This is a genomic window from Pseudoalteromonas sp. SA25, from assembly GCF_011378705.1.
In the GTDB taxonomy this organism is placed as follows: domain Bacteria; phylum Pseudomonadota; class Gammaproteobacteria; order Enterobacterales; family Alteromonadaceae; genus Pseudoalteromonas; species Pseudoalteromonas arctica.
The window spans coordinates 190,107-203,154 of sequence record NZ_WTKV01000002.1 but is presented as its reverse complement, the minus strand read 5'-3'; the positions used below and the strand labels follow the sequence as shown (position 1 = coordinate 203,154).

At 37.8% G+C, this 13,048-nt stretch carries 13 protein-coding genes; 5 read left to right on the top strand and 8 right to left on the bottom strand.

The window, feature by feature from the left end:
* The first annotated feature begins 112 nt into the window (after positions 1–112).
* A complete protein-coding gene (gene ahpF / locus GQR45_RS02355; protein ID WP_165725020.1) occupies positions 113–1,687 on the top strand; it encodes an alkyl hydroperoxide reductase subunit F in 1,575 nt (524 codons plus the stop codon).
* 117 nt (positions 1,688–1,804) lie between these two features.
* On the opposite strand, the gene GQR45_RS02350 is transcribed toward ahpF, so the two are convergent.
* The 4 genes from GQR45_RS02350 to GQR45_RS02335 form a co-directional block, all read right to left on the bottom strand.
* Positions 1,805–2,065 (bottom strand): hypothetical protein, encoded by a 261-nt coding sequence (locus GQR45_RS02350; protein ID WP_033026456.1) that lies wholly within the window; start codon positions 2,063–2,065, stop codon positions 1,805–1,807.
* Positions 2,066–2,105: 40 nt separating this feature from the next.
* Positions 2,106–4,127 (bottom strand): ATP-binding protein, encoded by a 2,022-nt coding sequence (locus GQR45_RS02345; protein ID WP_165725019.1) that lies wholly within the window; start codon positions 4,125–4,127, stop codon positions 2,106–2,108.
* Between the two features lie 541 nt (positions 4,128–4,668).
* A complete protein-coding gene (locus tag GQR45_RS02340) occupies positions 4,669–4,890 on the bottom strand; it encodes a hypothetical protein (protein WP_007581825.1) in 222 nt (73 codons plus the stop codon).
* Between the two features lie 9 nt (positions 4,891–4,899).
* A complete protein-coding gene (locus GQR45_RS02335; protein WP_165725018.1) occupies positions 4,900–5,670 on the bottom strand; it encodes an undecaprenyl-diphosphate phosphatase in 771 nt (256 codons plus the stop codon).
* A gap of 236 nt (positions 5,671–5,906) precedes the next feature.
* Between GQR45_RS02335 and GQR45_RS02330 the strand changes: the two genes are divergently transcribed.
* From GQR45_RS02330 to GQR45_RS02320, 3 genes are read left to right on the top strand one after another with little or no spacing between them, the layout of a single operon-like run.
* On the top strand, positions 5,907–6,194 hold the full coding sequence (locus GQR45_RS02330; RefSeq protein ID WP_033026460.1) for a hypothetical protein: 288 nt from the start codon (positions 5,907–5,909) through the stop codon (positions 6,192–6,194).
* A complete protein-coding gene (locus GQR45_RS02325; RefSeq protein ID WP_206008499.1) occupies positions 6,191–7,786 on the top strand; it encodes a PepSY-associated TM helix domain-containing protein in 1,596 nt (531 codons plus the stop codon). Before GQR45_RS02330 ends, GQR45_RS02325 begins: the two co-directional genes overlap by 4 nt.
* Positions 7,783–8,028, top strand: a complete 246-nt coding sequence (locus GQR45_RS02320) for a hypothetical protein (protein ID WP_007581829.1) — start codon at positions 7,783–7,785, stop codon at positions 8,026–8,028. The genes GQR45_RS02325 and GQR45_RS02320 overlap by 4 nt, the downstream gene beginning before the upstream one ends.
* A 9-nt stretch (positions 8,029–8,037) precedes the next feature.
* Here GQR45_RS02320 and GQR45_RS02315 read toward each other — a convergent pair whose 3' ends face one another.
* A complete protein-coding gene (locus GQR45_RS02315) occupies positions 8,038–8,874 on the bottom strand; it encodes a patatin family protein (RefSeq protein WP_165725017.1) in 837 nt (278 codons plus the stop codon).
* A 166-nt stretch (positions 8,875–9,040) separates the two neighbouring features.
* On the opposite strand from GQR45_RS02315, the gene GQR45_RS02310 reads away from it, so the two are divergent.
* On the top strand, positions 9,041–9,913 hold the full coding sequence (locus GQR45_RS02310; protein WP_165725016.1) for an SMP-30/gluconolactonase/LRE family protein: 873 nt from the start codon (positions 9,041–9,043) through the stop codon (positions 9,911–9,913).
* Positions 9,914–9,947: 34 nt separating this feature from the next.
* Here GQR45_RS02310 and GQR45_RS02305 read toward each other — a convergent pair whose 3' ends face one another.
* From GQR45_RS02305 to GQR45_RS02295, 3 genes are all read right to left on the bottom strand, one after another.
* Positions 9,948–10,403 (bottom strand): NfeD family protein, encoded by a 456-nt coding sequence (locus tag GQR45_RS02305; protein WP_024605673.1) that lies wholly within the window; start codon positions 10,401–10,403, stop codon positions 9,948–9,950.
* 21 nt (positions 10,404–10,424) lie between these two features.
* The gene (locus tag GQR45_RS02300; protein ID WP_007581832.1) at positions 10,425–11,378 is read right to left on the bottom strand and encodes a slipin family protein; all 954 of its coding nucleotides are present in this window, start codon (positions 11,376–11,378) and stop codon (positions 10,425–10,427) included.
* Positions 11,379–11,495: 117 nt separating this feature from the next.
* On the bottom strand, positions 11,496–12,947 hold the full coding sequence (locus tag GQR45_RS02295) for a diguanylate cyclase (RefSeq protein WP_165725015.1): 1,452 nt from the start codon (positions 12,945–12,947) through the stop codon (positions 11,496–11,498).
* Between the last annotated feature and the right edge of the window lie 101 nt (positions 12,948–13,048).

The following is a 13,048-nucleotide window of genomic DNA, read 5'->3' as shown; positions in this document are numbered from 1 at the left end:
AATCAACGAACATCCGTTTGTTGGTGCCTCCTATATCAATATACTTGTTTAAGCACATGCATTATTTGGCATGGGAGGCTTGCTGTTTAAATTTTCCTAAAAGGGTTAAGCCATGTTAGATAACAACATAAAAAATCAATTAAAAAGCCATTTTGAATCGCTTACTCAACCTGTTGAGCTGCTTATTGCCTTGGATGACAGCAAAAAATCAGCAGAAGTAGAAAGCTTAGCGAACGATTTAGCTTCACTGAGCGATAAATTTACGGTAATAAACAATCCTGATACAAGCGTACGTCGCCCGTCAATGGTTGTACATTCACCTATTAAAAATACCCATATTACGTTTGCAGGCGTACCTATGGGCCACGAATTCACAAGTTTAGTGCTAGCACTTTTACATACTGGCGGACACGCAAGTAAAGCTAAAAGCGAAGACATTGAACAAATACAATCGCTTACTCAAGAACTTAACTTTGAAGTATATATAAGTTTAAGTTGCCAAACGTGCCCGCAAGTAGTGCAAGCACTTAATACTATGGCAGCGACAAACAGCAATATTAAAGCGACCATGATTGATGGCGCATTATTTCAAGATGAAGTAGAAGAGCGAAATATTTTAGCTGTACCGGCTGTATATTTAAATGGCGAACCATTTAGCCAAGGTGCACTAAGCCTTACCGACATACTCAATAAAGTAGATAGCAAAGGGGCACAGCGCCAAGCTCAATCGCTAAGTAAAAAAGATAAATTTGATGTACTTGTAATTGGTGGCGGGCCTGCGGGCGCATCGGCTGCGATTTACTCAGCACGAAAAGGGTTAAATACAGGTATTGTTGCCGACAGATTTGGTGGACAAGTTGCAGATACATTAGCAATAGAAAACTTTATTTCGATTAAGGCGACTGAAGGGCCAAAATTGGTTGCCCAGCTTGAAGAGCACGTTAAAGAATACGATGTAGATGTAATGCATAATCAGCGTGCAGCGGCACTTGGTTATAACAATGGCTACGAAATTACACTTGAAAATGGCGCAGTACTCAAAGCTAAGTCGCTCGTACTTGCCACTGGTGCACGCTGGCGCGAAATGAACGTACCAGGGGAGCAAGAATATCGCGGCCATGGTGTGGCATATTGCCCACATTGTGATGGCCCTTTATTTAAAGGTAAACCTGTTGCCGTAATTGGCGGTGGTAATTCAGGTATAGAAGCAGCAATCGATTTAGCTAATATTGTGCAAAGTGTTACGGTACTTGAATTTGCAGACACACTACGTGCTGATGAAGTGCTTATTCGTAAAGCTAAAAGCATGGCTAATATTACCATTATCAAAAGTGCACAAACTACCGAAGTACTTGGCGATGGTAAAAAAGTAACTGGCTTAATGTACACAGATAGAGTGTCGGGAGAGAGCAAAGAGCTTGAACTTGCCGGTATATTTGTACAAATAGGCTTAATACCAAATACCGAATGGTTAAAAGACAGCGACCTTGAATTAAGCAAATTTGGTGAAATACTGATTGATGCTAAAGGCGCAACGTCACTACCAGGAATTTACGGCGCGGGGGATGCCACCAATACTCCGTTTAAACAAATTATTATTGCAATGGGCAGCGGTGCAACAGCAAGTTTAGGTGCATTTGATTATTTAATTCGTCACTCTGAAGAAGCTGATCAAAGCGCTGCTTAATGTAATTAGTAAAAACTCTCTTGATATAACAGCAAGGCTACACCCATAGCTGTTTGTTAACCCAAGCCGCCCTTCTCCAAAGGCGGCTTTTTTAATGCTTAAGAATTAGCACACGATTTAATCGCACCCACCACCAGAATCACCGCCGCTACAATTTGTATGAGAATGCGATGAGTTACTGCTAGAGGAAACTGATGAGTCACTGCCAGTATAAGCTGATGATCCACGTGATGGCTTAGCACTGATAAATGTAACTAACAGCAATACGCCTGATACGATAACTATTGTTATTGATGAGCTCCATTGCCCAGTGGAAACGCCTTTAAATACTGCAACAATAAGTACTGTTAGTAATATAGTTCTAATTATGTTTTTCATTTTATGTTCTTATTTTTTACCAGTGGCAGTGCAGTAAAAATTAGCTGATTTTTACGGTATGCTCAAGCGCATTAATAACCGCTTTTTCAAGTATGGGTAGTTTAAACGGTTTTGATATAAACATATCCATACCGGCTTGTTTGCAGGCAAGTTTGTCTTGTGATGAAGTATTAGCAGTTATAGCCACTATGTAGGTTTCTTCATGCGAGCAGATGTTTTCTGATCTAAGCTGCTTTGTTGCCTCAAATCCATCGAGTATGGGCATTATGCAGTCCATAAAAATAAGGTCATAATGCTTTTGGCGACATTTTAATACAGCATCTTGGCCATCAACTGCAGAGTCGGCTTTTATATTAAGTTTGCCTAAAGAAGCATGAAGTACCAACCTATTAATGTCGTTATCATCGACTACAAGCACTGATAGTTCACTGCCGTTGATATCTAACGTTGATTTAAGGCTTTCTTGTTTTTGTTCTGTCCCTTTCTCAATAGGAATATTTACTAAAAACGTAGTGCCTTTATTAGGTGTACTTTTTACCTTTATTTTGCCGCCCATATATTCAACAAGCTCTTTTACTATTGCAAGGCCAAGGCCTGTTCCACCTTTTGAATTTTTAGCATCTACTTCTTGAGAAAAAGGAGAAAACAGTGATTCTAAAAAGTTTTTACTCATTCCTCGGCCTGTATCAGACACTTCAATATTTAAACTTAGCTTATTTTTTATTTTAGAAAGGCTGGTGTTTAATGTAACTGAACCATTTTCAGTAAATTTAAGTGCATTACTCAGTAAATTAGAAGCAATCTGGCTAAGGCGTGTGTTGTCGCTAAACGCCCAGCAGTTGTCATCAATTGTATTATTTACTTGTAGCGTTACATGTGTGTTTTTAAATAGAGGTGTATACAAAGAAGTTAAATCGGTAAAAATTGTTTTTAGTAAAAAGTCAGTAGGTTCAAGCTTTAGCTCACCATGATTAATTTTAGAAAAATCGAGCACTTCGTTAATAATACTAAGTAAAATATCGGCGCTTCTAAGTCCTATTTTAATTTTTTCAGCGCGAACTTCTTCACTGTGTTCATCAACTAATGTGGTTAGCATACCTGTAATGCCATTCAGTGGGGTTCTTAATTCGTGGCTGATTTTAGCAAATAGCATGCTTCTGTCTTCAAGTAGGCGCTCTGCTTGAGCTTGCTTTTGTTTAAGCTCTTCTCGGAGCATTACTGACTCGGTTACATCTTGGCAGGTGCCAAATAATCGGACACATCGGCCTTCATCAAATTCGGCCTCACCAAAGGTAGCCACCCATAAATGTTTATTTTTAGCGGTTACTATTTCTAGTTCTAGATTCCATTTTTTGCCTTTTTCTATGGCTAATTCTACCGCGCGAGTAATGCCTTCACGACTTGGACCTTCTTTATAAAACTCGACTGCAGAATTCATTTGCGGTTGAAATTGTTCATCCACCTCATGTATGAGGTATGTTTGCTCGCTCCAGGTAATTTTATCGGAGATTAGATCAACCTCCCATGTACCTATATTTGCAACATGTTCTAACTTTAATAAAGTATTACTATTTTTTATTAGTTGTTCTTTAGCTTGGGTGCGAGCAAATTCCGATCCAAGCCATTGTGCAAATAACTCAATATAATCATAGGCTGCATCATTAAAAGCTGGAGAGCTGTTTATGGATGAAAAGTTAACGGTACCAAATATTTTTTCACCAATTTTTATTGGCGCGCCAATATAAGACTCTAACTGAAAGTTTATATAACAGGGGTGGTTTGCAATTGCGCTTTGAGATGCTTTATGAAAGGCAAGTGCAGAGCCTGCAGCGAGCGTATGTACGCAATAGGTGCCTTGTAATTCAAACACGGTACCGGGTAAAAGTGAGTTGTCAGGGGTTTTGGCATATAAAACGGTGTAGCTGTTTTCATCTACTTTACTAATAATACCTAGCTCAAGGTCAAATACTTCTAACCCAAACACTAAGAGCTTATTAATTTTACTTTCAAAATCAAGAGATTGATTAGAAACTATATCGTGAAAACATCGTAAAAAATTCAAAAGAAAACACCCCGTAAGCTTTTGTTCAATTTATATAATACATAGGCCAATTAGGGCATTGGTATTAGTTTAAAATCCAGTTTAGCAGTTTTAATTACTAATAACTAAAATTGATACGTATTAAATTTTATAACCTTATGTTTTTATGAACTAAGTTAGTGGTTTATTAATAGTAGTAGGGCCTGTTGACCTTTCAGGATTAAAATTTGTTCAATCTAGGGGCGATTTAATCGCGGCGCGAGGTTTGTAACCTAGTGGGCTCGATAACTGCTCCTGCGTTATTCTACTGGCTTACATCCATGTAAGAATAAGTAAAAACCGAGCAACAAAGAGTAAATTGTCCCTAGGCAGAACCCAAAGGGCAACGCATGTTTGGCATTTATGCTGCGTTATCGCCTATTTATGGGGAATAACCACACTAAATAGGCTCTGCCTTGCCTAAATACCAAACAGTCTGCTGTAAATTTAACCTCGAAAGATAAACAGGCCCTTGTATATAGCGCAACATGCCGCCGAGCATATAATACTCAGCGGTATACTTTTAATACGTTGAATTTGGGGTATATTGCGGGTTGATATCGCCGCCTACTTCCTCTGGGTCAACATCGTTAATAAGCAGTGTTTCACGTACCGCTTCAATGTGATCAAGCACGCTTTGGTAGCGCTCGCCATATTCATACTTTGTCACCTCAATCGCTTTAGGCATGTAAGTAAAAGCTATTTTTAGGGCGTGGAGTGCTTCTTCGTTTATTTTTTCGCTCATAATATTCTCTTATGTGTAGGCTATAGTTAGTAAAATAACACCAAATACGATTCGGTAAAGACCAAAACTAACAAAAGTGAAATTTTCTAGAAAGCGTATGAATAGTTTAATAGTAAAATAAGCAACTATAAAAGACGTTAAAAAACCCACAGCAAGGGCAGTTAGGTCATCTAAGCTAAACAGTTGGTAATGTTTAAGTAAGTCGTACCCTGAGGCTGCTGCAAGTACAGGTAAACCAAGTAAAAATGAAAATTCAGCGCTGGCTTTTCGGTTTAAACCACACAACATGGCACCAACAATAGAACTTCCAGCACGACTAGTCCCTGGAATTAACGCAAATACTTGTGCTACGCCAATCCAAAGAGCTTGTTTATAAGTAACTTGGGTTACATCGGTAGTTGTGCAGTGAGTCTCTTTATAACTGCGCTCTAATAGTAAAAAAATCACACCGCCTACAATAAACATAACACCTACTACTGGTACGCTAAACAGTGCTTTTATTACATCACTAAATATAAAACCAATAATACCCAAAGGAATAAATGCAATGGCAACTTTCACCCATAAATTGAAATGTTTAGGGCTAAACTTGTCTTTATAGTTGGCTAGTACCGCTAAAATGGCGGCAAGCTGGATAATTACTTCGAAGGCGAGGTTAGCATCTGTTGATTCAATGCCTAACCACTTTGACGCTACAATTAAGTGCCCAGTTGATGATATGGGTAAAAATTCTGTTATACCTTCAATAATACCTAAAATAATCGCGTTAATTATATCCACGGTTTATTGCTTCCTGAAAAATTAAAAAGCCCGAACTCGGCTTAACTGAAATGACGCATTACTGCGTACCTAAATTGCGAGGCGTAGCATAAAAGCTCTTAAGGTAAACCAACAGTGTTTTTAGACTTAATTTGTTTAATAAATTGCATTAAGTATTAAATGCACAATATAATAGCAATTGTTATCATTTGCATGTGCTGTTTTGTATATGTTTGGGCAAATTTATTGAGCGAATAATGAATAATAAAAAAACGTTTACAGCTACACGGCGAAGGCACTTAATTGCGTGTGTATTAGCGCTAGTTACAGCGGTAATAATGATTCCGGGTATGACAACCTATTTACCGTTTCAAATGAATGAACAAATATTACTGCCTATTTTACTCTTTCCTATTATTTGGACTGCGTTGTTTATTTATGCGTATTTGGCGCAAAAAGCATGGCAACCTTTTGTAGTAATGATTGCATTGTGTGTATTACATGGTTTATTGAGTTTTTGGGCGTTAACGCAGGGGCAGGGATGAAGTCGATTACTTTAAAAAAGCTATTTTTATTACATAGCTGGGTAGGAATTATTACTGCGGTACTGCTATTTATTGTTGCATTTAGTGGGGCGTTAGCAGTTCTGTCGCGACCTGAGTTAAAAATATGGGCTAATCCAGAACTGCAATCTAGCCAACACGTTGCCAGCGCGCAAATTAATCGACTAGTAAACGAATACCATAAAAAAGTGCCTAGTGAATTTGGCGAAAACATTCATGTGTTTTTACCAAGTGGACATAACTTTCATTTATTAACGTTGGTATTTGAATCCCACCATGGCGATGAAAACTATGACCAAGAGGTGGCCAGAGTATTCCAGTTTCATCCAGATACTTTGGCGCTGGAAAATACTTACTATGGGCCTAGTAAAGAGTTTTACGCTAATAAAAAAACAGATGCGCCAACTTATATAGGTGAGTTTCATGCAGATTTGCATTTAGGGCGACCAATTGGGTTAATACTCACTGGGTTTTTAGGTTTAACGCTTTTAGTAAGTGCAGTGACAGGCTTGTTTATTCATCGCAAATTGATAAAAGAGCTCTTTACGTTTAGGCGAGATAAAGGATTAGATATTGCAGTAAGCGATGCTCATAAGGTTATAGGTATTTGGGGCAGCGTATTTAACATTGTGATTGGTTTTACAGGATCATTTTTAGGGCTCGCGACCATTATTTTACTACCAGCAGCTGCGTTTGTGAGCTTTGGTGGCGATCAAGATAAGTTAATAGAAACGTTTACTGCTATTCCTGAGCCTGTAGTTAGCCACATTAAACAACCTACAAAAATAGACACTATTTTAGAGCATGCTCATAGTCGTTACCCTGAAGCAATAATTAGGGATGTCACAATAATGGCGCATAACGATGCGAATGCGCAGGTATATTTGCGTTTGTTAGGTGGCGAGGCTGTTGCTTCTCAGTTACTGCATTATCAGGGCAATGGTGAGTTTGTACAGTCGATGAGTAGTTTTGGTGATATTTCAGGTGTTTCGATAAAAGTAATTGAGTTGATGTTTCCGCTGCACTTTGGGAACTTTGCAGGGGTGTTTGTAAAATTACTTTGGGTATTGCTTGGCTTAAGTACTGCGCTTTTACCTATTTCGGGCATGATGATGTGGCTAACAAAGCGCACACGTGGCAGTAGCCCTTCACTGAGTATGCAGGCATATGCACGCTGGAATCGTTTTATTATTGGCAGTTGTGGCGGTTTGGTATTAGCAAGCTTTGTGCTATTTCCTGTGCAAGTTTTACTTAATTATAGCGTTGTTGGTGTGGCGCAAAATAGCTTTTTTGGACCCGTGTTCTTTTATACGTGGTTGGCATGGTTACTATTAAGTGTATTGCCCATAGGTTATAAAAACTATTTTAAGCTGACACTTTTACTATGCGGCGCTTCGCTTGCTTTGGTGCTGCCACTTAATATTTTACTTGGCGTTAGCAATGTTATTAACCTTAATAGCTCGCTTGTCGCGGTAGTAGATATAAGCTTTATGGTGGTGGGTATCGTGTGTATGTTTGTTGCCTTAAAAATAAAAAACACACAAAAATTACAAATTGAGGTACAACCCGCATGAACGAGCTACTAATTACAATTGCGATGGTAAGTTTATTATTAATGATGCTCAACCTACGAAAAAACACACTTACATTAGCGACTAAAACATTTTTAAGTGCACTGCTATTTGGTTTAGCGCTGATATGTTTTATGAGTGTTTACGGTATTTTAGGCGGTGCAATATGCACCGTTGTGGGAGCTATGTTAGCTGGTTTACTAACCGCAGTTATTGCGGGTAAAGCACCGCAATTATTAGGTTAAATAATGCAGTTATTTAGCTAAAAAGGCCTTAGCAGTATCAACTCCCATGTTGTAACCACGATTAAGTATTTCAAACTTTTTAGTGGTACGCCCAACTTTAAAATTAGCCGGTGGTGCAATAATATTGATTTTGCAGTCATTAGGTGGATTCATAATAAAATCGATAGACTTATTATAAAAATCAGCCCTATTTAAGGTCGTTTGAATTAATGCGGGATAGTTTTTATACATTTTTTTAGTAAGCCAAGGTGCCTTACTTGGTTTTTTACGATAGCCTAAACATTGAGACAAAATAACGGTGATTTCGCGTGCACCCATTTCGTAAGCTTTTATAACCGGAATTGAATCAGCAACACCGCCATCGGTCATCGCTATGTCATTAATAATAGGGTAGTCACGATACGCGATGGGTATAGCGCACGATGCTTTTAATTGATGCACCATATCGGCGCTAGTGGCTTTTAAATAGTGTGCTTTGCCCGATTCGATTGCCGTAGATACAATATAAAACTCGTGTGGAGTTTGTTCGAATACCTCCGTATGTAGGCGTATTTCGCGAATTGTTTCTTGCCATAACCAATCTAAATCAAATAAATGACCACCTTTAATAAAGCGCGCTAAATTAATAAATTCAGGACGGCATGAATAGTCGGTAATCACTTTATAATTTCGCATTGGTTGTTTGCATAAAAATGCGGCTATATTAGTTGCCCCAGCTGAAACACCAAAATAGCGTTCAAACGGCTGGTATTGCTGTTTTAAAAACTCATCAAGCACACCTGCGGCAAATATACCGCGCATTGCACCGCCTTCAACGACGAGTGTATTTTTATTATTGTTGTTCATGGTCAATCCTTTTTATTAAATTTGATGTTATCAACTCAGTCTAAAAAATGCGATAGAGATTACTGAAGGTGTTGATAAATTAAAGCCAGGTACACATCGCGAAATCAACTGTTTTCTGGTAAGGTTTGGGTTACAAGGCTTTGTTAATAATAAAGAATAAGTATTTATGTTTGACCCTAGCGTAACCATTTTTGAAAGCACACAGAATCAGCTTGCAGAAAGTCCTCTTTGGCACCCTATGCTGAATACTTTTTTTTGGGTCGACATAAATAAAAAATTACTTTTAAGCAAAAAAATACACAGCGAAAGCCAACTAAAAACAGTTAATATGCCTGATACACTCAGTGCAATAGCGTGGATTGATGAGCAGCACTTGTTACTAGGTACAAGTACTGGTTTATACAAATACCATATTAATTCGAGCACTCGCCACCTTATTCTTAATATTGAAAATACACAACTAAATAGGCGTTCAAACGACGGCCGCGCTGATCCATGGGGTGGTTTTTGGTTAAGTACAATGGACGTAAATGCTAAAAAAGGTGACGGTAAGATATACCGTTATTATAAACACCAGCTTAAAGCCGTTGTAAGTGGTTTGAGTATCCCAAATGGATTGTGCTTTGATAAGCCACGTTTACGCGGTTATTACTGCGACTCTTTAACGAGTTGTATTTATGTATTAGATTTGGATGAGCAAACTGGCGAACCTTGCTCTGAGCCACGTGTTTTTTATCAATTTAATAATACTGATGTTGACCCCGATGGCTGCGTAACCGACCAATTAGGTAATTTGTGGCTAGCTGTGTGGGGAATGGGGTGTGTTATATGTTTATCCCCAGACGGTGAGCTAATTAAAACAATAAAGCTTTGTGCAATAAAACCGACATGCACTGCATTTGGTGGTGAAAATGCTGAATTGTTACTTGTGACATCGGCATTTGATGAATCGATTAATAATACTGTTACTGAACAAGGCGCTGTATTTCAAATCTCAGGCATAAAAAACGGGCAGTTTGAGCCGCCCGTTTTACTGTAATTTATTATACACAGTGCTTGTTTTAAAGTGATGGTTAGCTTTTAGGCTTAACCCACATAACACCCACTTCTTTTTTGGTTACTAAAACCTCAGTACCGGCGCTAATTGGTTGCTCACTTTTGAGTTTCCAGCTAATACCTGAATATTGATGTGTAGTTAAACCTTGTTCTGTTACATCGCTAGTAAGTACAAAAGTAAGTTCAGCAAAATCACTATTCACTTGCTTCTTATCTACGCGATTTTGCATTTGTTTTAATGGTTTCCAAAGTGCAACGGCTAAGCCAGCTGTTACAACTGCATTACTCCAAAGGGCTGTTGCTAATGAGTCAGGTAAAATACCAAAACTCATTAATAATCCTGTAAGGAATAACGATAATCCAAAAAACAACAAAATAAATGTAGAAAGGCCAAGTACTGCTACTTCTATTATTAAAGCAACAATACCAAGTACCATAAGTGTTTGCGGTAAATTTTGCGTAATAAAATCCATACAAACCTCTTTATTTAGTTATTAACCCAAATGCTTTTTATTTAAGCTATTAATGATTGCCATACCTTGGGCAACCATTGAGCTTGCATCTGTCGCGTTGTCTGGCAGTAATACAATTGATGATTCACGAGCAATCGCTTCTTTAGCCGCGATTGCTTTAGTTGCTAAATCTAACTGAATTGCTTTTTGACCTTGCTCTGTATCTGCAGCTTCGCCTATTTTAATAAGTGCATTTGCTTGTGCTTCTGCAACCGTAGTAATAGCTGTTGCTTCACCTTCAGCGCGTAAAATTTGCTCGGCCTTGTCGGCTTCAGCAGCAAGTACTTGTGCTTGTTTTTTACCTTCAGCAACGTTGATATTTGCTTGGCGATCACCTTCTGACTCTAAAATTTGAGCTCGTTTAACACGCTCAGCTTTCATTTGTGCTTCCATCGCTTCCATAATAGAGTTAGGCGGCACAATATCTTTAATTTCGTAGCGAAGTACTTGAATACCCCAAGGCTCAGATGCCTGATTTATAGCTGCAACAATGTTGGTATTAAGTAAATCACGCTCTTCAAATGTTTTATCAAGCTCCATTTTACCTAATTCTGAACGCATTGTTGTTTGCGAAAGTTGTACAACTGCAAATGTATAGTCGTCAACGCCATACGTTGCTTTGTACGGGTCTAGTACCCTAAAGTACAGTACGCCATCAACTATAAGTGAGATGTTATCTTTAGTGATAGCTGACTGCGATGGTACATCTTGAGCTTGTTCTTTTAAGCTACGATCAGCCGAGATTCTATCAATAAATGGAATAATAAAGTTAAGGCCGGCTTCTTTAGTTGATTGGTATTTACCAAAACGTTCGATTAACCAGGCGCGGTTTTGTGGTACAAATTTAACGCTACTTTTTAAAAGCACGATAACAAAAACAAGTAAAAAAGCCTCAACAGTAAAAACCATATCGAGAATTTGTGTGACTGGATCCATTTAAACATTCCTTATAATAATTAAACGCTGAGTGGTTGTATTGTTTATAATTTCAGCGTGTATAGATTATCACTACAGCGAACTTTTAACCACTAAAACTCACTGTAACGCGCCGACTTAGTCGGTTTTTTTAAAACTGGCTATTTTATTTCTGCCTGCTTCTTTTGCGTTATAAAGGGCTATGTCGGCGTTAGTTATAACTTCTTTAGGTGTTGTTTTTTGATTGGGTATAAGGCTATAAAATCCGATACTCAAAGTGAGGTAATTACTAGCACTTGAAAAGTTATGTTCAATTGCAAGTTCTGCAATTTTTTCCTGAATAAGAACAGCATATTTTTGACAATGATTTGTGTCGACTGCAGGTAAAATTATCGCAAATTCTTCACCACCGAAACGAGCGGCTAAATCACCTTCACGTTTACAAAGATCATGCAGCGCTTTGGCAACTTGTTTTAACACTTCGTCACCTAGCTGATGCCCATAGTTATCGTTGTAACGCTTAAAAAAATCAATATCACACATTATTAAACTAATGGGTTCTTTATTACGTGCGCCGCGCTTAATTTCGCATTTTAAAGTTTGATCAAAACAGCGTCGGTTAGCAATGTTTGTAAGGCCATCTGTATTAACTTGTTTGTTAAGTTTATGATTGGCATTAATGAGTTGCTGCTGGGCTTGTTGTAGCTCTTGCTTGTAATTTAAATTTTTGAAAGCATTAGCAAGCATTTCACCTACTAACCTTAAGCGAATAAGGTCTAAATCAGTCCAGTTTCGCTTTTGAACAACGCAATCACAGCCTATAAAGCCAACGAGCTCTTTGTCATAACGTAGACCAATGCAAAGTACTGATTTTATTTTTTGTCGCTGGAAAATTGTTTTTTCGCTCATTGCTTGAATGGGTAACGACGTTACATCGTTAACTCTAAATAAGTGAGTACGTGCCATCAAACTAAAAAAGTAGGGGAGCTCGCTTTTCGGAAGGTTTTGTAAGTCCTCTTTAAATGCTTGTATATCATTATTGACCCATTCGTGGGTGTTATTTATGGTTTTACCATCCTCGGCAAACTTAAAAAGATAACTTCTATCTGCGTGGCAAACGGTACCAATAGCTTTTAATGCGTAGTTGATATGCTTATCAACGTCGTTGTTTTGAATATCAATTAAGTCAGTTGATATGTTCGAAATAATATTATCAAAATCATATTGTTCATCTACATTATTATTCAATATATCAATTATAATAATGGAGCTTGAGTTAGGTAATTTTGCAAATTTTACATTGAGTAGCAATTTAGATACCTGTTTTGATAAAACAAACTGGCATTGGTTATTTGCAGTGAAATAATCAAAGAATAGCTCCTCGACTAATAGTTCTTTTTTACTGTGATGATTGGTTAAAGTGATGTGTGAAAAATCAATTTTATTAAAATGTGATTTATTTCTTAAGCCAAACAAGTCCTGTGCTTGGCTGTTAACTTTAAATATATTTTCATTGGCATCATAAAGTAATACACAAAACGGCAGTAACTCCAAGTTTCGCCATATTTCATTTGATAGGTTATTACTCACTCAACTCTCCATGTGTTTAAGCCACAATTAAATTGTTATCTATTGTATTTTTATTGTTTTTACTTGGGCGTGTTAATCGTCCTTAGATCGAGCTCAAAAGG